The 21021-nt window shown below is 48.8% G+C and carries 20 protein-coding genes; 18 read left to right on the top strand and 2 right to left on the bottom strand.

Annotated elements, in window-relative coordinates:
- Nucleotides 1-572: 572 nt before the first annotated feature.
- From CLOSYM_RS10215 to CLOSYM_RS10160, 12 genes are all read left to right on the top strand, one after another.
- Nucleotides 573-1142, top strand: a complete 570-nt coding sequence (locus CLOSYM_RS10215; protein WP_009298294.1) for a chromate transporter — start codon at nt 573-575, stop codon at nt 1140-1142.
- Nucleotides 1123-1659, top strand: coding sequence for a chromate transporter (locus CLOSYM_RS10210; RefSeq protein ID WP_021642075.1), 537 nt, complete (start codon nt 1123-1125; stop codon nt 1657-1659). The genes CLOSYM_RS10215 and CLOSYM_RS10210 overlap by 20 nt, the downstream gene beginning before the upstream one ends.
- Nucleotides 1660-1885: 226 nt before the next feature.
- Nucleotides 1886-2764, top strand: a complete 879-nt coding sequence (locus tag CLOSYM_RS10205) for a YicC/YloC family endoribonuclease (RefSeq protein ID WP_003504165.1) — start codon at nt 1886-1888, stop codon at nt 2762-2764.
- Between the two features lie 60 nt (nt 2765-2824).
- Nucleotides 2825-3445 (top strand): guanylate kinase, encoded by a 621-nt coding sequence (gmk, locus tag CLOSYM_RS10200; RefSeq protein WP_044902344.1) that lies wholly within the window; start codon nt 2825-2827, stop codon nt 3443-3445.
- 20 nt (nt 3446-3465) lie between these two features.
- Entirely contained in the window at nt 3466-3723 is a 258-nt protein-coding gene (gene rpoZ, locus CLOSYM_RS10195) for a DNA-directed RNA polymerase subunit omega (RefSeq protein WP_024738209.1), read from the top strand.
- A gap of 121 nt (nt 3724-3844) precedes the next feature.
- Nucleotides 3845-5182, top strand: a complete 1338-nt coding sequence (gene rimO / locus CLOSYM_RS10190; protein WP_003504160.1) for a 30S ribosomal protein S12 methylthiotransferase RimO — start codon at nt 3845-3847, stop codon at nt 5180-5182.
- Nucleotides 5166-5708: a CDP-diacylglycerol--glycerol-3-phosphate 3-phosphatidyltransferase gene (pgsA, locus tag CLOSYM_RS10185; RefSeq protein ID WP_003507219.1), complete on the top strand. Its 543-nt coding sequence runs from the start codon at nt 5166-5168 to the stop codon at nt 5706-5708. Before rimO ends, pgsA begins: the two co-directional genes overlap by 17 nt.
- A 2-nt stretch (nt 5709-5710) precedes the next feature.
- Nucleotides 5711-6964 carry a competence/damage-inducible protein A gene (locus CLOSYM_RS10180; RefSeq protein WP_003504156.1) on the top strand — a complete coding sequence of 418 codons (1254 nt, stop codon included), beginning with the start codon at nt 5711-5713 and terminating at the stop codon, nt 6962-6964.
- Between the two features lie 62 nt (nt 6965-7026).
- Nucleotides 7027-8349, top strand: coding sequence for a hypothetical protein (locus CLOSYM_RS10175; protein ID WP_021642074.1), 1323 nt, complete (start codon nt 7027-7029; stop codon nt 8347-8349).
- A 121-nt stretch (nt 8350-8470) separates the two neighbouring features.
- Nucleotides 8471-8659, top strand: coding sequence for a hypothetical protein (locus CLOSYM_RS23450; protein WP_227072603.1), 189 nt, complete (start codon nt 8471-8473; stop codon nt 8657-8659).
- A 5-nt stretch (nt 8660-8664) separates the two neighbouring features.
- On the top strand, nt 8665-9615 hold the full coding sequence (locus tag CLOSYM_RS10165; protein ID WP_021642073.1) for a DUF2953 domain-containing protein: 951 nt from the start codon (nt 8665-8667) through the stop codon (nt 9613-9615).
- A gap of 1 nt (nt 9616) precedes the next feature.
- Nucleotides 9617-10015 (top strand): GerW family sporulation protein, encoded by a 399-nt coding sequence (locus CLOSYM_RS10160; protein WP_003504149.1) that lies wholly within the window; start codon nt 9617-9619, stop codon nt 10013-10015.
- A 502-nt stretch (nt 10016-10517) separates the two neighbouring features.
- Here the strand turns inward: CLOSYM_RS10160 and rpmB are convergent.
- Nucleotides 10518-10703: a 50S ribosomal protein L28 gene (rpmB, locus tag CLOSYM_RS10155; RefSeq protein WP_003504147.1), complete on the bottom strand. Its 186-nt coding sequence runs from the start codon at nt 10701-10703 to the stop codon at nt 10518-10520.
- Between the two features lie 222 nt (nt 10704-10925).
- Between rpmB and CLOSYM_RS10150 the strand changes: the two genes are divergently transcribed.
- The 6 genes from CLOSYM_RS10150 (at nt 10926) to CLOSYM_RS10125 (ending at nt 19460) form a co-directional block, all read left to right on the top strand.
- The gene (locus CLOSYM_RS10150; RefSeq protein ID WP_003504144.1) at nt 10926-11282 is read left to right on the top strand and encodes an Asp23/Gls24 family envelope stress response protein; all 357 of its coding nucleotides are present in this window, start codon (nt 10926-10928) and stop codon (nt 11280-11282) included.
- A 14-nt stretch (nt 11283-11296) separates the two neighbouring features.
- Nucleotides 11297-12958 carry a DAK2 domain-containing protein gene (locus CLOSYM_RS10145; RefSeq protein ID WP_003507217.1) on the top strand — a complete coding sequence of 554 codons (1662 nt, stop codon included), beginning with the start codon at nt 11297-11299 and terminating at the stop codon, nt 12956-12958.
- 97 nt (nt 12959-13055) lie between these two features.
- Nucleotides 13056-15146: an ATP-dependent DNA helicase RecG gene (gene recG / locus CLOSYM_RS10140; RefSeq protein ID WP_021642069.1), complete on the top strand. Its 2091-nt coding sequence runs from the start codon at nt 13056-13058 to the stop codon at nt 15144-15146.
- Nucleotides 15147-15161: 15 nt separating this feature from the next.
- Nucleotides 15162-15674, top strand: coding sequence for a GNAT family N-acetyltransferase (locus CLOSYM_RS10135; protein ID WP_021642068.1), 513 nt, complete (start codon nt 15162-15164; stop codon nt 15672-15674).
- Nucleotides 15675-16039: 365 nt separating this feature from the next.
- Nucleotides 16040-18334, top strand: coding sequence for a ribonucleoside-diphosphate reductase subunit alpha (locus CLOSYM_RS10130; RefSeq protein ID WP_021642066.1), 2295 nt, complete (start codon nt 16040-16042; stop codon nt 18332-18334).
- Between the two features lie 82 nt (nt 18335-18416).
- Nucleotides 18417-19460, top strand: a complete 1044-nt coding sequence (locus CLOSYM_RS10125) for a ribonucleotide-diphosphate reductase subunit beta (protein ID WP_003504134.1) — start codon at nt 18417-18419, stop codon at nt 19458-19460.
- A 117-nt stretch (nt 19461-19577) separates the two neighbouring features.
- Here CLOSYM_RS10125 and CLOSYM_RS10120 read toward each other — a convergent pair whose 3' ends face one another.
- The gene (locus CLOSYM_RS10120) at nt 19578-20792 is read right to left on the bottom strand and encodes a ribose-phosphate pyrophosphokinase (RefSeq protein ID WP_003504132.1); all 1215 of its coding nucleotides are present in this window, start codon (nt 20790-20792) and stop codon (nt 19578-19580) included.
- Nucleotides 20793-21021 lie beyond the last annotated feature (229 nt).

The raw sequence follows: 21021 nt of genomic DNA, 5'->3' as shown, positions 1-21021 counted from the left end.
GCTACCATGTACGGGAAATACGATATGCCATCAAAGGACTTTTAAAAAAATTGCGGAAGATTTTGATATTGGCCTGCCGTAAACACGTAGTGGCCGCGACAGGGCCCTCCCCATTTAAGGTTGGAGACAATCAGCGCCCGGAGCGGACCATGTCCGGTGTGCGGAAACTTTGCCTGAGTCTTCCGTCCCCGGCGAAAACCTGACCAGGGGAAGTAGGCGGAATCAATTGCGGAGGGGACATGGGAGTCCGCCGGTGCTTAGCGAGGTCCCTCACGAGCTTTTAGCACTGCTGCGCACTCCAAAGAGTGCAAACGGTCCCCGCAGCAATTCATTCCGGCCGGATTCCCCCTCCACGACCAACTTCCCACGGGGACGGAAGACTCAGACAGACTCCCCACTACACCGGACATGGTCTGTTCCGGACGCGTCCTCCAACCTCAGTTAAATCTCCATTTAAATTTTGACACGCATTTGCAGCTAATGTATAATTATTACAATTCGACCGGAAGGCATTCTCAGGAAACAGAGAGGTCAACAGTTTCCTGAAACCATATAAAAAGGGGGTTTGCGGTTTGAAAGAACAATATAGAAAACTAATTGTACTCTATTGTACAATGTTTAAAATAGGTTGTTTTACATTTGGGGGAGGATGGAGTATCATCGCCCAGATTGAAGAAGAGTTCTGCAAGAAAAGGGGGTGGGTGACGGAGGAACAGATTCTGGATTTTATGTCCGTGGCCAAATCCCTGCCGGGTATCATGATTGTCAATTACTCCGTATTATTCGGCTATACGGCTGCCGGGATCCCCGGCGCGCTGGCGGCTTCTTTTGGACTCGTATCCCCGGCGGTAATTGTCATTGCGGTAATCACAAATTTTTACGACATATTCTGTAATAATCCTTATGTGATCCGGATGATGAACGGAGTTCGAAGCGCTGTGATTCCCGTTATTATCGGAGCGGCCTGGAAGCTGAAGAAGAATGCGCTGACTGACAGGGCAACGTATCTGATCGGGATTGCAGTCACCGTCATCTGTGTGGTTTCTGATTTAAATAAGCTGGCTATCGTGGTCCTCTGCGGCTTGATTGGCATAGCAATGTACGTAAAGGAGAGGACAGGCCGTGGCAGAGATCTATCTTAAACTCGTATTTGCATTTATCCGAATCGGCTTTTGCAGCTTCGGAGGACTGACAATGATTCCCGTAATCCTGGATGAAGTGACGGCCAATGGCTGGATGACCGAGGCCCAGGTGATGGATGTGATGGCCCTGGCCGAGATTACGCCCGGCTCAATGGGAATCAACTGCGCTACCTTTGTCGGATATCGGATCGACGGAATCCCCTGTGCGCTGATCAGCAGCCTCGGCGTTATGGTTCCGTCACTGACACTGTGCATGCTGGCCGCCCATTTCTTAAAACGGCTGAAAGGGAATCCTTGGATGGAACATGCGCTGTGGGGGATCCGCCCGGCCTGTGTCGGTATGCTGGCCGCAGTGGTGATAACACTGAGCGGCTCCACTTTTCTAAGCGGGGAATTTATCATACGGTGGAACCTGGTCATCATTGCTCTGATTACGGGAGGGGCAATGTACAAGTTCCGTCTTTCGGTTCCGAAGACAATGCTGCTGGCAGCGGTTTTGGGGCTGATTGCCGGATAGAGACACGGCATAATTCTGTAACAGTTCAGACTGTCTGCGCATTTGCTGCGCTGACCGTGCGAAAAGGCAGTGGCAGCGAGCATCCGGCTCATCGCGCAGCGATTTAATTAGCCGGATGCCGTAACAGTTCATGCTGTCTGAACTGTTACGTAATTTTGAAATTAGTTGACTCCCCTCTCTATTTGCATTATAATACCATTATCTATGGACGAAAGAGGGAACTGTGATGTTAAAGAGTATGACCGGTTTTGGCCGCTGCGAAATTACGACAGAGGAATACAAGATTTCAGTGGAAATGAAAGCGGTGAACCACCGTTATCTGGATCTGAGTATTAAGATGCCAAAAAAGTTCAATTTCTTTGAAGCAGGTATCAGAAACCTGCTGAAGAAGTATATCCAGCGAGGCAAGGTGGATCTGTTTATTTCCTATGAGGATTACACCGAAGGCCGGATGTCTTTAAAATACAACGCTTCTCTGGCGGCAGAATATATGGAGTATTTCCACAGGATGTCGGAACAGTTCGCGATTGAGAATGACGTGCGCGTGTCGGCTTTGGCCAGATTCCCGGAGGTTCTTACGATGGAACAGGAGCCGGAGGATGAAGACCAGATGTGGAAGATTCTGGAGGAGGCTGTGAGCGAGGCCGCTGCCAGGTTCGTAGAGAGCAGAATTAAGGAAGGTGAGAACCTGAAAACCGACCTTCTTGGCAAGCTGGATTATATGACCGGCCTGGTGGATGAAATTGAGAACCGTACGCCGGGGATCATGGATGAATACAGAAGAAAGCTGGAAGATAAGGTGAAAGAACTTCTGGAGGGTTCTGCCGTTGATGAGGGTAGGATCGCAACGGAGGTTACGATTTTTGCCGACAAGATCTGTACGGATGAAGAGACGGTACGTCTCAGAAGCCATATTGAAGCCACAAAGGCGGAACTGACCGCCGGAGGCAGCGTGGGAAGAAAACTGGATTTTATTGCCCAGGAGATGAACCGCGAGGCCAACACCATTCTCTCCAAAGCCAATGATCTGGAAGTGTCTGATAAGGCAATTGCGCTGAAGACAGAGATCGAGAAGGTCAGGGAGCAGATTCAGAATATAGAATAGCAGCCAGCAGCTTTTACTGCCGTTCAGATTAAGATTAACAGACAAACGGAGACTTGAATGATGAATAATCAGGGAGTTTTAGTAGTAGTATCCGGATTCTCAGGCGCAGGCAAGGGAACGCTTATGAAGGCCCTTCTGACAAAATATGATAACTATGCCCTGTCCATTTCCGCGACAACCCGTAATCCGCGGGAAGGAGAAGAGGACGGAAGAGAATATTTTTTTAAAACACGTGAAGAATTTGAACAGATGATAGAGAACGACGAGCTGGTGGAGTATGCCCAGTATGTCGGGAATTATTATGGAACGCCGAAGGCGTATGTCACCTCCGGCATGGAAGCTGGAAAAGACGTGCTGCTGGAGATCGAGATTCAGGGAGCGCTTAAAATTAAGCAGAAATTCCCGGAAGCGGTGCTTATATTCGTAACTCCGCCCAGCGCAGAGGAGCTTCGCCGCCGTCTCGTAAAAAGAGGGACAGAGCCGGTTGAGACGATCAATGCAAGGCTCTCAAGAGCTGCCAAAGAGGCAGAAGGAATTGAAGATTATGATTTTCTCCTTGTAAACGACGAGATTGACGAATGCGTCGACAGGATGCACGGCCTGATACAGGCAATGCATGCAAGGGTAGGGAATCATTTAAACTTAATCAGAACAATCAGAGAAGAAATGAAGGACTTTTGAAAGGAGCCTGAATAATTATGATGTTACGTCCATCCTATAATGATTTAATTAAAGTGGTGAACAGCGGTGTGGAGCCTGGTGATGAGCCGCTGATACAGAGCCGTTATTCAATCGTGATTGCGACAGCAAAACGCGCAAGACAGCTGATCGCGGGGGAGGAGTCCGCCGTACCGGCCGATGCCAGAAAACCGCTTTCAATCGCTATCGACGAGCTGTACCAATCCAAAGTTAAGATTATCAACGACGATAATACTCCTGAAGATGAGATCGAATACTAATGAAGAAGGCCGTCTCGCGCTTTTTAAGTGCAAGGAGATGGCTTTTGTTGATTGGCGGTGACCTGTGCGCGGAACGCGCTGGTTACCGCTGAATGTACAAAAAATTGATTGGAGTGAAAGAATGAAAATACTTTGTATTTCCCTGGGCTGTGACAAGAACCTGGTGGATACGGAGATGATGCTTGGACTTTTAAATAAGGACGGCCATACATTTACCGACGATGAGAATGAAGCAGATATAATTCTGATTAATACCTGCTGCTTTATAAATGATGCGAAAGAGGAGAGCGTGAATACAATCCTCGAGATGGCGGAGTACAAAAAATCAGGAAAGTGCCGGGCGCTGATCGTCACCGGCTGTATGGCGCAGCGCTATAAGGAAGAGATCATCAAAGAGATACCGGAGGTGGATGGAATTTTGGGTACCTCCACCTATGATGAGATATCGAATGTACTAAACAAAGCGCTTTCAGGGGAGCAGGCAGTCTGTTTCCATGATCTTTCAGCCCTTCCTGAGGTCAGCGAAAAGCGGATTGTCACGACGGGGGGCCATTATGCGTTCCTGAAAATATCAGAGGGCTGTAATAAGCGCTGTACTTACTGTATTATTCCGTCTCTCCGCGGCCCTTACCGCAGCGTGCCGATGGAACGTCTTCTGACGGAAGCGGGACAGCTCGCCGGACAGGGCGTGAAGGAATTGATACTGGTGGCGCAGGAGACTACGCTATACGGAACGGACCTTTACGGTAAAAAGATGCTTCCTGAGCTGCTAAGACGGCTGGCAGAGATACCGGGCATTGAATGGCTCCGTGTTCAGTACTGTTATCCGGAGGAGATTACGGAGGAACTGGTTCAGGTAATCAAAGAGGAGGAAAAGGTCTGCCATTATCTCGATATTCCGATTCAGCATGCCAGTGACCGTATCTTAAAAAGCATGGGAAGGAAGACCAGCCGGGAGGAGCTTAAGGAGCGGATAGCCCGTCTCAGGGAGGAGATACCCGATATCGTTCTGCGCACCACCCTGATTTCCGGTTTTCCCGGCGAGACGCCGCAGGATCATGAGGAACTGATGGAATTTGTGGACGAGATGGAATTCGACCGGCTGGGCGTATTTGCCTATTCGGCTGAGGAGGATACTCCGGCAGCCTCATTTCCGGATCAGGTTCCGGAAGAAGTCAGAGCCGAGCGACGGGATGAACTCATGGAACTCCAGCAGGATATAGCCTTTGAAAAGGCGGAGAGCATGGTTGGCAGGATTCTGGAAGTCATGATTGAAGGAAAAGTGGCGGATGAGAATGCCTTTGTGGGAAGAACTTATATGGATGCCCCTGGTGTGGACGGATTAATCTTTGTAAATGCAGACGTTCCCCTCATGTCCGGCGATTTTTGCCGGGTCAGGGTGACAGGTGCGGCTGACTACGATTTGATTGGAGAGATGATAGATGAATTTGCCGAATAAACTGACGACACTGCGCGTCTTTATGATTCCTTTTTTTGTGTTTTTTCTGCTTTATCAGGGAGGAGAAAATACGACCTTCCGCATGATTTCACTCGTTCTTTTCATCGTGGCAAGCCTTACCGATCTGCTGGATGGAAAGATTGCAAGAAAGTATAATCTGGTTACAAATTTTGGAAAGTTCATGGATCCTCTGGCCGATAAGCTTCTGGTCTGTTCCGCCCTGATCTGCCTGATCGAGCTTGGACAGCTTCCGGCCTGGATGGTCATCATCATCATCAGCCGTGAATTTATCATCAGCGGTTTCAGGCTGGTGGCTTCGGATAACGGGGTCGTGATAGCGGCCAGCTACTGGGGGAAATTCAAGACAACATTTCAGATGGTGGCGGTAGTCCTTCTGATTCTGAATATGCCGGCCCTTGCCCTCATCACAAGCTTCTGTGTCTGGGTAGCGCTCGCATTGACAATTATATCACTGGTAGATTATATTGCTAAGAACTATAAGATTCTTACAGAAGGGAGCATCTAAAGATGGTTGTTGAACTGATTTCCGTGGGGACGGAACTGCTGCTTGGTAATATCGTTAATACAAATGCCCGTTACCTCTCTGAAAAATGCGCCATGCTGGGTTTGTCGGTATATTATCAGACGACGGTAGGCGACAACAGGGAGAGAATGGCTGGTGTCATAAAGACTGCGCTTGACAGGGCAGACATGATTATCCTGAACGGGGGACTTGGCCCTACCGAGGATGATATCACAAAAGAGGTCTGTGCAGAGGTAATGGGGGCCCGCCTGGTGGAAGACCCTACGGTAAAAGCCCATCTTGAAGAATGGTACAAACTGAGGATGAAAAGCGAACTGCCGGAAAGCAATTGGGGACAGGCCCTGGTTCCGGAAGGAGCTGTTATTTTTGAAAACCACAATGGCACGGCTCCGGGTCTTGCAGTGGAGAAAGACGGAAAAATTGCAATCCTGCTTCCAGGCCCTCCGGGCGAAATGTATCCCATGTTTGAAGAGCAGGTCTGCCCTTATATTCAGGGAAAACAGTCCGGTATCATCCGATCCCAGATGATAAAGATCTGCGGATTTGGTGAAAGCAAGGTGGAGGAGATGCTTCTCGATCTGATCGACAGCCAGACCAATCCAACGATTGCCACCTATGCAAAGACGAAAGAAGTTCATATCCGTGTCACGGCCAGAGCGGAGACTGATGAGGAAGCGAAGAAGATTTTAAAACCCGTTGTAAAAGAGATTAAAAAACGTTTCGGCAACGCAGTTTATACTACCGATGAAAACGAGACGCTGGAAGATGTTGTAGTCCGGCTGCTCACAAAATACGACCTGACTGTCACGACGGCGGAATCCTGCACCGGAGGACTGCTGGCAGGGCGGCTGGTCAATGTACCGGGCGCTTCCGAGGTATTCCGCCAGGGCTTCATCACCTATTCCAATAAAGCGAAGAGGAAACAGCTTGACGTCAGCAAAACCACACTCAGAAAATACGGTGCGGTCAGTGAACAGACGGCAAAAGAGATGGCAACCGGCGGGGTTTTTGCAACGGATGCCGATATCTGCATTGCGGTTACGGGCGTGGCGGGGCCGGACGGCGGAACTCCGGAAAAACCGGTAGGCTTAGTCTATATTGCATGCTATATGAAAGACAGCGTACAGGTTGAGGAATATCATTTTAACGGCAACAGGGAAAAAGTCCGCGAACAGACGGTTGTACAGGCACTTGACCTGCTCAGGCGTTCCGTGCTGAGCCATTATAAAAAGGATTAAAACGGTAGTAAAAGTAGGGCCTTATAAGTGCCAATAAGGAGAAAGACTGAGGGGAATAGAAGTTGGGTAGTGTTGATAAAAAAAAGCTGCTTTCGGCAGCACATTATTATTCCTACACAAGATTTACACTGAATCTGTTCAGCTTGTTTGAGGATATGGAGGAAGCGGTTCCCTCCGCATTTCTGAGGGAGTTTGCGGTCAGGCTGACCGATAAAGCAGAGAATTTTCTCAAAGGGGAAGAGGAATGCTCCGCGCTGGAAGAGATGAGAGAGCAGGCGCTGGGCCTGCTTGACCGTGTCTCAAATTATCTGGACTGTTACTGTATACACGAATATGTGATGGATCGGATGGAAAGAAAGCTCTTCCCGGAGGAACCCGTCCGTATCGTTCCCGAGGCTCTGGCAGACTCTCTGATGGATTTCATCATGGATGGTGAAAACAATCTGGATACCAACAGGCGCATTCAGACGATTGTCGGCGAGCTGCCCGTCCGCTTTACTAAAAGTAAATTTTACAGCGTAATCGAGGAAAGCCTGAGGCCATACAAAGGGCGCGGAAAAAGAGATTTGGAACGGATGATTGACAAGATACGCAGTGCGGCCGCATTGCCGCTCTATGAAACAAAGCCGGAGGATGAACTATCGCAGATGCTTTTTCAGAACATTCACAGTACAGCCGTGGAGATGGAAAAATGCGATTATCCGGAGCTTACCCGGGACAGCTTTCAAGCGCTCAAAGAACGCTTTAATCAAAGCTATGACAGCTTATCCAATATTCTGGGCCAGTTAATATGCCTTCCGGATTTGGTCAATGATTTATATGTGCTGGAAAAAAGCCGGGCTTATGTTATAGATTCTCCTTACCTGGATACGGCGGAAAAGACTCTGGGCGCCGTTCTTAAAAGAATCATCGGTGGAGATGATTACTGCGCAGAGGACGGCGGTGAGATTTCCGCTCTGTTTGCCCCGCTGGAAGGAAAACAGGAGTATTACTGGGAGCATTATCTGAAGGAGCTTGGCAAATGCGCTTCGCCGGAAGAGGACACGGATGAGGAACTGTTCATAGTGGACCGGTTATTATCCGGAAGCTTCGCCGCTTCCCTTAAGAGGGAGCCGGACGGCGGCAAGGTAACGGAACAGGTGTTTTCCTCTTCCCTGGAGACTTTATTCACACAACTGGAAACGCGTTTAAAAAGAACGTGTAAAGTCACATCCAGAGCGGTAATGGCAAAGGTTCTGTCCGAAATACCGGTTTGGTTTAATTCACTTGAGGAGATAGAGTCTTATATAAAGGACAGTCTTGCACTGTGCATGGATACGGCGGAAAAAGAAGCCTGCATGATAAATTTGAAGCAGATAATGGTGGAGGGGAATGCGCTGGTATAAGCATCTATATGTAGGCCAAAAAGCCAAAAAGAAAAGATTTACAATCATACAGAATATCCGTAAAGGCAGGTTTCAGGCGGGAGTCCATGTGATAACCCCGGCTTCATGCGGGGAGAACCTCATGGATATTTATCCGGCCAGCCTCCTCCTTACGGAATATTACAGTAAGAAAGAGGATTTACTGATTCTCGGAATTGCTGCCGATTACTATGAAGCGCTGGAAGTGGCGCGTGACATTGTAGATGAGATGTATCATACGACAGGCAGGTTTTCCATTCGGGAATTTCTCTCTAATAATGGGCAGAGGTGAATGGAATGCTCCATATTTTATTTCTAATATTGAAAATAGCGGGATTCCTGCTGCTTGCCATACTGGGGCTTATCATTCTGCTTCTTCTGTCTGTCCTTCTGGTCCCTGTCAGGTACCGCGGACAGGGATCTTTTTATGAAAAACCGGAAGGTGTGTTCAGGATAACATGGCTTCTGCATCTCTTATCGGTTCGTGTAAGCTACTATGGAGAACCCGAGATACAGATACGTATCCTCGGATTCCGTGCTTTTAAAGATAGAGGAGAAGAGGCGGAAGAATTCGATGACGGTGAGCCGGTTCCTGACGAAGATGCGTTTTCCGTCAGGGGAGCGCATGCGGATGAAGAGGCATATCACGGTGTTTTGCAGGACGAGCCGGTTCTTTCTGCGCAGGAGATAAAGCGGGATGAACCGGAAGATCCGAAACTGCAGTTTTCACGGCATGAGGAAGAGAGTGAGCCTGAGAAGCAGGCAGACATCCCGGTGAAGGAACATCTGCTGCAGCGTCTGGCCGGGAAAGTTAAGAGATTTTTCCGCCGGCTGGCGCTTGCTTTCAGAAACATTTGCGATGCTCTGAAAAAAGCGGATAATCTGAGAGAGTCTGCCGCTTCGTTTATGCGGGATGAAGAGAATCAAAAGACGTATAGGCTGATAAAAAAACAGCTAAAAAAAGTATTGCGACATGTTTTGCCGGTAAAACTAAAGGGGACTGTCACATTTGGGTTTGAGGAACCGTATATTACCGGCCAGATCCTTACCTGGGCTGCGCTTCTCTATCCGCTGTATCACGATAAGCTCATTATCCGGCCTGTATTTGACAGGCAGGTGCTGGAAGGCGAAGTGTCACTGAAAGGACGCATCCGGACGGGCACTCTGCTGATGGCCGGGATCCGTGTATTGTTAAATAAAAATTTCAGGAAACAGTTGAAGCGGTTCCTGAACCGAGGAGGAATATAATATGGCAGATAATCAGTTTTCATCAACAGTGGAGGCACTGTTTAAAGGCATGGATAATTTTGTGACAACCAAAACCGTGGTGGGAGAGGCCGTTAAGATCGACGATACGATTATCCTTCCGCTGGTGGACGTAACCTGCGCAATGGCGGCCGGAGCCTTCAGCCAGCCGTCCAAGAATAACGGTGCAGGCGGTATGAGCGCAAAGATGAGCCCCAGTGCGATTCTCGTCATTCAGAATGGCGTCACAAAGTTAGTCAATATCAAGCATCAGGATGCCGTCACAAAAATCATCGATATGGTTCCTGACTTTGTCAACCGATTTGTAGGCGGAAAGGACGACGTGATTACGGAGGAAGCTCTGGAAAAAGCAGAGGCGATGGCGGAAGAATTAGAAAAATAGCCGCATGATTTTACCCTGGCCGGCATATAATACTGGTAACCGGATTTGTACAGGGAGGGGACTGCCGTGAGGCGTCTATGCGGGCTTGTAATATTTTCCATAGGCATTGGAATGATGCTGGTACTCATTTTTCCCAAGAACTTCCTGTGGGTCTGTGCAGCCATTTCATGCCTGATAATCGGATATAATTTGTTCTGCGGCTGTTAAAGCCCGGAAGAATGTCAATACAGAGACGCTAACCTGTACGCGGAGCATGCAGGTTAGCGTCTTCAATTAAGAAAGAATCGCGCTCGCGGGATTCTCCGCCTGCGGCGAGTCGCCGAAGCGAGTGTAACGAGCTTAGTGAACAAGCCCTCTTTAGAGTTGCGATCCTCCGCGAGCGGTTTTTATTTAACAGGAGAGATTTCCTGTTAAATAAAAGACAGCCCCGGGCAAATGCCAGGGGCTTCACTGTTCAACGGTTAAAATTTGCAGAACTTACAATTCCTTGTGTCTATCACAATTAAGCTCTTTCAACTAAGCCGGATCTTAAGCAAGAAGTACATACGTACATCTTCTGAGCTCCGCCGTTAGTTTTTACCTTAACAGACTTAACGTTAGCTTTCCACATCTTGTTAGATCTTCTATGTGAGTGGCTTACTGCATTACCGAAGTGAGCAGCTTTTTCACAGATTGCACATTTAGCCATTATTGCACCTCCTTAACCGAACGAATTGGACTTCCTATTAAAAATCCATAACAAATGTATAATAGCAGAAAGAAGGGAATTTTGCAAGTGAAATTTAAAAATTTGTTTCTTTTTTCATGAAAATAAGGTATAATAATCGCAGAGCGATTGTTATAATTCAGTTCCCGGCAGGGATATGAGATAATCATCAATATAAATAGAAAGAAACGGAGGCTGTGAGATATGAAAGGTCGCATTAATAATAAATTTGGTTCGATACAGATCGACCCGGAAGTAATCGCCATGTATGCCGGCACGACTGCCGTTGAATGCTTTGGAATTGTCGGAATGGCTGCGGTCAGTATGAAGGACGGGCTGGTAAAGCTGCTTAAGAGGGACAGTCTTACCCATGGGATTAACGTTTCCATCAAAGAAAATATGATCAGTATTGACTTCCATGTCATTGTCAGCTATGGTGTAAGTATTTCCACGGTCGCAGACAATCTGATAGAGAATGTAAAATATAAGGTTGAAGAGTTTACCGGAATGGCGGTTGAAAAAATCAACATCTTTGTTGAAGGCGTAAGAGTGATAGATTAAGGAGGAAACTACCTGTGGGTATGAACTATATTGACGCCGAGATGCTTAAAAAAGCATTTCTGGCCGGAGCGAAAGGCCTTGAGGCCAATAAAGAATGGATTAATGAGCTGAATGTATTTCCCGTACCGGACGGCGATACGGGAACCAATATGACGATGACGATACTTTCAGCGGCCAGAGAGGTTGCGGCAATCGAAAATCCGACAATGGAATCTCTCGCCAAGGCGATTTCATCCGGTTCTTTAAGAGGAGCCAGAGGTAACTCAGGTGTGATTCTTTCCCAGTTGTTCCGCGGCTTTACGAAAGAGATAAAGACGGTGGACGTTATCACGACAACGACTCTTGCCAATGCGTTTAACCGGGGAACGGAGACTGCGTACAAAGCTGTTATGAAACCGAAGGAGGGTACGATCCTTACGGTTGCCAAGGGAATGGCCGATAAAGCATCGGAGCTTGTCTCACAGACAGAGGACATCATCGAATTTGCACGAAAGGTAATCGAGCACGGCGATTATGTTCTGAGCCAGACACCGGAGATGCTGCCGATTCTTAAAGAAGCAGGCGTAGTGGATTCCGGCGGCCAGGGACTGATGCAGGTCTTAAAAGGCTGTCTGGACGGGCTGACCGGAAAGGAAATGGATCTGTCGGTGGAAGGCGCCAGGACACAGGCACCGCTTCAGACTGCACCGCCTGCCGAAGAATTTGACATTAAGTTTGGCTACTGCACCGAATTTATCATAAATCTGGAAAAAGAATATAACCAGAAGTCGGAACATGAATTCAAAGGATACCTGGAATCGATCGGTGATTCCATTGTCGTTGTATCTGATGATGATATGGTCAAAGTACATGTTCATACGAATGATCCGGGACTGGCTATCCAGAAGGCTCTTACCTTTGGTTCGCTCTCCAGGATGAAGATCGACAATATGAGGGAGGAACATCAGGAGAGACTGATTAAGGATGCCGAAAAGCTGGCGAAGCAGCAGAAAGAAAAAGAGGCCATGGAGCCAAGGAAGGCATACGGATTTATTGCAGTCTCCATCGGAGATGGGATGAGCGAAATTTTCAGGGGAATCGGTGCGGACTACCTGATTGAGGGCGGACAGACGATGAACCCAAGCACTGAGGACATGCTGAATGCTATCGACTGCGTTAATGCCGATACTATCTATATCCTTCCGAATAATAAGAATATCATTCTGGCCGCAGAGCAGGCAAGAAGCCTCGTAAAAGATAAAAAGATTATTGTGGTTCCATCCAAGACGGTGCCGCAGGGAATTACGGCAATTATTAATTTTGCACCGGATCTGCCGTGGGAAGAGAATCTGGAGCTGATGATCCAGGAGATGGGTCGTGTAAAGAGCGGGCAGATTACCTATGCAGTCAGGAACACCTCCATCGACGGGATGGAGATAACCGAAGGAGATATCATGGGAATCGGTGACAGCGGCATGCTGGCTGTCGGTAAGGATGTGGAATCGACGGCGCTTAAAACACTCCGGGCCATGGTAGATGATGAATCCGAACTGATTTCCATCTACTATGGAGAAGATGTGAAGGAGAGCGAGGCCGAAGCGTTCTATGAAAAAGCACAGGAGGCATTTTCCGGCTGTGAGATCGAGCTTCATAACGGCGGACAGCCGATCTACTACTATATGATTTCGGTGGAATAGGAATATCCGTTACACAGAGGCAGACCAAAGAAAAAAGCGGCGGTTTGCCTCTGCTTTTTTCTTTGCAGAAGTTTATAAATTGTAAAAGGTTAAATTGATGAAAAATGAGAATTTTAAAAACATAGTGCCGGGTATCGCTGAAAGGCCTGTTACATCGCTGAAAGGAATCGGTGACAAGACGGCCGGGCTGTTCGCCAGGCTGGGGGTGCAGACTGTGGAAGATTTGCTCCATTACTATCCCCGGGCCTACGATACCTTCCGTGAGCCGCAGCCGATCTCAGAACTTCTCCCGGAGACAATGGCCGCCGTATCCGGTATGCTGACCAAGACGGCGGACGTTGTAAAATTCGGCCATCTCCAGGTGACCACCGTGACTGTCCGCGACATCAGCGGAATTCTGACGCTGACATGGTATAATATGCCGTATCTGAGGGGGACCCTGAAGGCGGGGGAGCATTTCATTTTCCGGGGACGGCTTGTCAGAAAAAGGGGGCGGCTGACGATGGAGCAGCCGGAGATTTACCGGCCGGAAGCCTATGCGCGTCTGGTGCACTCCATGCAGCCGGTTTACGGCCAGACAAAGGGCCTGGGAAACAAAACAATTGCCAGGACAGTGGCGGAAGCCCTCGAGGTTAAGGAGACGGAGAAAGATTACCTCCCCGCCGCCCTGAGGGAAAAATACCAGCTTGCCGAATATAATTTTGCTTTGGAACATATTCACTTTCCGAAGGATGAGACGGAGCTTCTTTTTTCAAGGAAAAGACTGGTATTCGACGAATTTTTCATGTTTCTGCTTTCCGTACGGCTTCTGAAGGATAAGAAAGTGGACAAGGCGAGTCCCTGTCCGTTCAAAATTGATAATCAGATCCGCGGGCTGGAACAGAGGCTTCCGTATTCCCTGACCAATGCGCAGAAAAAAGTTCTGGATGAGGTATACCGCGATCTGTCGGGGGGCCATATCATGAACCGCCTGATTCAGGGGGATGTAGGTTCCGGCAAAACAATTATTGCAGTCCTGGCCCTTCTCCAGGCGGCCGGAAACGGCTACCAGGGCGCTTTAATGGTTCCGACGGAGGTTTTGGCCAGACAGCATTTTGAATCGATGAATGAGCTGTTTACGGGCCTTGGGCTGTCTGCCAGACCTGTCCTTCTGACCGGTTCCATGGCAGCCAAAGAAAAGAGGCTGGCCTACGAAACGATTGCAAACCATGAGGCAGACATTATTGTAGGGACACATGCCCTGATACAGGAGAAAGTGATCTATGACAAGCTGGCCCTGGTCATTACCGACGAACAGCACCGTTTTGGCGTGGGTCAGAGGGAGATGCTTGGTAATAAAGGAATGGAGCCGCATATTCTGGTCATGAGCGCCACGCCGATTCCGCGTACCCTGGCCATCATTATTTATGGAGATTTAGATATTTCCGTTATAGACGAGCTTCCCGCCAACCGACAGCCGATTAAGAATTGTGTCGTGGGCAGGGATTACCGCGAAAATGCCTACCGTTTTATAGAAAAAGAGGTAAAGGAGGGACGGCAGGCCTATGTCATCTGTCCGATGGTGGAGGCGAGCGAGATGCTGGAGGCGGAGAATGTCGTCGATTACACGAAAACCCTCAGGGAACACCTGTCCGGTGATATACGGGTCGAATATCTGCACGGAAAGATGAAGGCGAAAGAAAAGAACAGGCTCATGGAGCTTTTTGCCGCCAATGAAATCCAGGTCCTTGTCTCCACTACGGTCATTGAAGTCGGAATTAACGTGCCGAATGCAACGGTCATGATGATAGAAAATTCGGAGCGTTTCGGACTTGCCCAGCTTCACCAGCTCCGCGGCCGTGTGGGCCGTGGAAAGGCCCAATCCTACTGTATTATGGTAAACTGCTCCGGTGAGGAGGACGCGCAGAAGCGGCTTGAGATTTTAAATAAATCAAATGACGGCTTTTTCATTGCTTCCGAAGATTTAAAGCTCAGAGGGCCGGGCGATTTATTCGGCGTACGCCAGAGCGGCGATCTGGAATTCAGGCTGGCCGATATTTTTACAGATGCCGATATTCTGAAGACGGTTTCCGAGGAGGTAAAAATGCTGATGGATCAAGATCCCCTTCTGTCGAGCGGAGAGAACCGGGAATTGAAGAGAAAGCTGGATGTCTATCTGGAGAGAAGCTATGAAAAACTGAATTTGTAAGTAAAGGAGGATATTATGCTGCGGCTGAGACCCTATAAACCGGCAGATGCCGGATATCTGATGAAATGGCTTGAAGATGAGCGCACCGTGGAATTCTGGAAGGCAGACCGGTTTTGCTGGCCGCTGACGGCGGAGCAGCTTGCCGATTACTGCGAAGACTTTGCAGCGGATCCGGCTGCCGCTGCCTTCACCGCACTGGACGGCGCCGGAAATCCGGCCGGCCACTTTTCCTTCCGGCAGATCGACTGGGCCGGGAACCGGGCCCACATGGGCTTTATTATCGTAGATCCCGGCTGCAGAGGGAAGGGCTATGGAAGGGAGATGGTCCGGCTGGCGCTGCAGTATGCCCGGCTGTGCCTTGGCCTTGACTTTGTCACTCTGGGCGTGTATGACTGCAATGAGCCGGCGCGCCGTTTATATGAGGCGGAGGGATTTGTAAGAGCAGACCGGCTGGGAGAAAAACAGACCGGCTTTCGCGGTGAAACATGGACCTATTATTACATGGAAGCCGATCTGAGGAGCACATAAAGCAGAAGGCTCCGTTACAGTAACAGTTCATGCTGTCTGACATGTTACCCGTTACATGTGAAATATGACTGCTTCCGATTCAGGAACTGTCCGGACCTGGAATGGGTTCCGGCAGTTCCTTTTCTGTTGAAGGCGGTGACCCGTGCGGCGAAGCATGCAGGCTATCGTTATTCCTTATTTTGTTGTTTTTCATTGCCAGAACCTATATCTTGTGGTATATTATTACAGTAGACAACTAATAACAGTTATTAATACTGATATTTAGCTGTCTTTGATTCTTCCCCCGGATAACTGCTTATCCGGTTGGGAGAATAATTTCATTGATACTTCAAAAAATAAGCGAAAGAGTCCACAGGGGGTAAATAATGGATAATCTAAAAGATACCGGCGCCGGCAAAACAGCCGGATCGCAGGTGAGCCTGCAGAGCCTGGAGCATTTAACCCGGGAGGTTCCGGAGCTGGCACCTGCCCTGGAGGAAATAGAGGCGAGGTGGCCGAAGGAGGAATATTCCCCGGAGCTTCTGGCTCATAAGTTTTCTGCTTTTGTAAAAAAGAATATGGAACCGGAGGAAGCGTTATCCCTGCTGATTCAGGCAGCGGCAGAACTGACGCGAAAGGAAGCGCCGGACTGGGAGTATATTGCCGCGTACCTTCTCCTGGTGCGTTTTCGGATAAACCTGAGGGAAGAGGATAAGAAGCACGGGATCGGCAGCTTCTATGACAGGATCCGCTATCTGACCCGGGAAAATCTTTACGGCAGCTATATTATGGAATATTACAGCAGAGAAGAGCTAGAGGAAGCGGGCGGCCTGATCGACGAGAAGCGGGATCTGCTTTTCAATTATGCAGGCCTTGATCTTCTATTATCCAGATATGTAATACGGAGCCGCCAAAACATACCGCTTGAATCGCCTCAGGAGATGTTTCTGGGGATTTCGCTCCACCTGGCGATGAAGGAACAAAAAGACCGTATGAAATGGGTTAAACGGTTCTACGATATGCTGAGTACGCTGAAGGTCACGATGGCTACCCCGACGCTTTCCAATGCGCGAAAACCTTACCATCAGCTTTCATCCTGCTTCATCGATACGGTGCCGGACAGCCTTGACGGGATTTACCGCAGTATAGACAGCTTTGCCAAAGTCAGCAAATTCGGAGGCGGTATGGGACTCTATTTCGGCAAGGTGCGGGCATCCGGCAGTTCGATCCGCGGTTTCAAAGGAGCGGCCGGAGGCGTAATACGATGGATTAAGCTGGCCAATGACACGGCAGTGGCAGTAGATCAGCTCGGCGTGCGACAGGGGGCCGTAGCCGTTTATCTGGACGTATGGCATAAAGATCTTCCCGAATTTCTGGCGCTGCGGACCAATAACGGCGATGACCGTATGAAGGCACACGACGTTTTTCCGGCCGTATGTTATCCCGACCTGTTCTGGAGACTGGCAGACGAGGCAATCGATTCCGACTGGTACCTGATGTGCCCTCATGAGATTCTGGCGGCGACCGGTTATGCCCTGGAAGATTATTACGGACAGGAATGGGAAAAACGTTATTGGGACTGTGTGAAGGATGAGCGGATCCCGAAACGGGTGCTGCCAATCAAAGATATCATCCGGCTGATTTTAAAAAGCGCAGTGGAGACCGGAACACCGTTTACCTTCAACCGGGATACGGTTAACCGGGCCAACCCGAACCGTCACCGCGGTATGATTTACTGCAGTAATCTGTGTACGGAGATTGCACAGAATATGAGTCCGGTGGAAGCTCTGGAGCAGAGGATTGAGACGGTGGATGGAGAAACCGTCGTTGTGACTGTGACAAAGCCGGGAGATTTTGTGGTATGCAATCTGGCAAGCCTTTCCCTGGGGAAAATTAATGTGTCGGACCGCAGTGAACTCACTTTTCTTGTACGCTGTGCGGTCCGGGCGCTCGATAATGTGATTGATCTGAATTTTTTTCCGGTGCCTTATGCGAAAATTAACAATCTGCGGTACCGGCCTGTCGGTCTTGGCGTCAGCGGTTATCATCATATGCTGGCGAAAAACGGTATTTCCTGGGAATCGGAGGAACATCTGGCCATAGCGGATCGTGTGTTTGAGTGGATCAACTATGCCGCAATTGAGGCAAGCTGCGATTATGCTGAGGAAAAAGGCTGCTACGAATACTTTCCGGGAAGCGGCTGGCAGACCGGCAGTTACTTTGAAATGCGTGGATATTGTTCGGATGAGTGGCGCCGTCTGAGAGAAAAGGCAGCCGCCGTGGGACTCCGGAACGGCTGGCTGATTGCCGCGGCTCCCACCAGCAGTACCAGCATGATTTCAGGCACGACGGCCGGGCTGGATCCGATTATGAACCGCTTCTATCTGGAAGAAAAAAAGAACGGCCTCGTTCCGCGCGTTGCGCCGGAGCTTACGCCGTCTACTTACTGGCGGTATAAAAATGCCCATTATATAGACCAGAAATGGTCCCTGAGAGCAGCGGGTATCCGCCAGCGCCACATTGATCAGGCGCAGAGTATCAATCTTTATATTACCAACAATTATACGCTGCGGCAGGTGCTGGAGCTCTATCTTCTGGCATGGAAAAGCGGGGTGAAGACCATTTATTATATACGTTCAAAAAGCCTGGAGATTGAAGAGTGTGAAGTCTGTTCCAGCTAGAACGTTTCTGACGGGCAGTAACGGAAGCGGGATATACAGGCAGCGGAACAGAACACAGTAATAGGAGAGAGGTAAATTCAAATTGGAAGAACTGAAACGCAAATTGTTATTTAACCCGGACGGGGACACCGATCTGCAAAGCCGCCGTATGATTAACGGCAATACCACCAACCTGAATGATTTTAACAACATGAAATATACCTGGGTCAGCGGCTGGTACCGGCAGGCCATGAACAATTTCTGGGTGCCGGAGGAGATAAACCTTGGAACTGATGTAAAGGATTATCCGCTGCTGACTGTGGGAGAGCGGCGGGCCTACGACAAAATATTGTCCTTCCTCGTCTTTCTGGACAGCATACAGACGGCCAATCTGCCGGCCATCGGCGAGTATATCACAGCCAATGAAATCAACCTGTGCCTGTCTATCCAGATATTTCAGGAAGCGGTTCACAGCCAGAGCTACAGCTATATGTTAGATACAATCTGTGAACCGCAGACCAGGAACGAGGTTCTGTACCAGTGGAAAAATGACGGACACCTGCTGGCCAGAAATACCTTCATCGGAGGGCTGTACAATGAATTCCAGAAGGATAAGACTCCCTTTGCCTTTGTGAAAACTTTGATAGCCAACTATATACTGGAAGGGATTTATTTTTACAGCGGTTTTATGTTTTTTTACAATCTCGGACGGAACCACAAAATGCCCGGCTCCGCCCAGGAGATCCGCTATATCAACCGGGATGAAAATACTCATCTTTGGCTGTTCGGAAGTATTATCCGGGAACTGCAGACAGAAGAGCCGTCGCTTTTTTCCCGGGAGAAGACAGATTGTTACCGTGAGATGATACGGGAAGGCTGCGAGCAGGAGATAGCCTGGGGCTGCTATGCCATCGGCGATGAAGTGCCCGGACTTACAAAACAGATGATTACGGATTATATCCGCTATCTGGGAAACCTGCGCTGCTCTAATCTGGGATTTGAGCCTCTCTATGACGGATATGCGCATGAGCCTGAAACGATGGCCTGGGTCAGCCAGTACAGCAATGCAAACATGATCAAGACCGACTTTTTTGAGGCCAGAAGCACGGCATATGCAAAAAGCAGCGCTTTGGTGGACGATCTGTAGTGCTCATGTACGAGCGCACCGAAGCGATGGAGAAACCGGCAGCCCGATATGCAGAAAGCCGGAGTCCGTACATACCAAATCGGTATGGAACGAACTCCGGCTTTCTGCCGCCCCGGCTTATACTAATGTTTTAAAATACTGAAACCCGTCCGCATTCTCATTATACCTGCGGATCAGCTTCTGAATCTTCGCAGTCGGAGTCAGTGCATTCTCAAGCGATACGTTGTGGTTCAGGGAGTTGATAATAGCGGCAATGAACTTGCTCATATCGGCTTCCACATACCATTCACGCTCTAAAAGCTCTTTCGTGCGGTAATTCAGGTTTGTCGTAACTACACAGTCAATATATTCCTTAGCATAAAATTCATCAAATTTGTCAAGTCCGTTGGTGAAAAGTCCGAATGTCGTACATACCACGACGCGCTCGGCCTTTCTCTCCTTCAGGGCTTTGGCGGTATCCAGCATGCTCTCGCCGGAGGAAATCATATCGTCGATGATGAGAACTGTCTTGCCTTCCACGGAGGAACCGAGGAATTCATGGGCCACAATCGGGTTGCGTCCGTTCACGATACGGGAGTAGTCTCGGCGTTTGTAGAACATACCCATATCTACGCCCAGGTTGTTGGCCAGATATACGGCGCGGCTCATCGCTCCCTCATCGGGGCTGATTACCATCAGGTGATCCTTGTCAATCTTCAGTGTCTTATCATGGGCGAAGAGGGCCTTGATAAACTGATAAGTCGGCATAAAATTATCAAATCCGTTTAACGGGATTGCATTCTGGACTCTCGGATCGTGGGCATCGAAGGTAATGATGTTGCTGACACCCATCTGGATCAGCTCTTCCAGCATCATCGCACAGTCTAATGATTCACGGCTGGTTCTCTTATGCTGTCTGCCCTCATATAAAAAGGGCATAATAACATTAACGCGGTGTGCGGTGGCAACCGTGGCGCCGATGATCCTCTTTAAATCCTGAAAGTGATCATCCGGTGACATATGGTTCGTAAAACCGCTCATTTTATAAGTAAGGCTGTAGTTGGTGACATCCACCATTGCGTAGATATCGGTACCACGGACAGACTCATAGACAGCTCCTTTTCCCTCGCCGCTGCCAAACCGCGGACAGGCACAGTTTAACAGATAGGAATCTGCATCGTAGCCACGGTATTGAAGGTTCTCCTGCCTTTTTTTCAGAATCTCAATATCATTGTGGCGGAAGTTAAGAATATGTTCATTTACTTTACCGGCCAATTCCTTACAGCTTTCCAAAGCGGCGATTTTTAAAGGCGCCACCGGAAGGGTGTCATTAAAAACATAGTCATTAGACATGATGATTGCTCCTCCATAAATAAGACAGGAATTCCTGCCTGACTTTTATACAGTTTTTTTATACCATTATAAGACAAGAATCGTCAATAGAAAAACAGGAAGTTTTAACAAAAAGACAAAAACTTTACAAAATTCTGTAATGTTGTTATGATAATGAATAGAGAAAGAAAGACGAAACAGTTCATGCTGTCGAACCAATGTTGTTTAGTTAAGCAGGTGAGGACGCCGC

Origin of the sequence: [Clostridium] symbiosum ATCC 14940 (assembly GCF_000466485.1) — a bacterium.
In the GTDB taxonomy this organism is placed as follows: Bacteria; Bacillota; Clostridia; order Lachnospirales; family Lachnospiraceae; genus Otoolea; species Otoolea symbiosa.
Note: the sequence above shows the minus strand (reverse complement) of the source record. Positions and strands in the feature narration are given on the sequence as shown.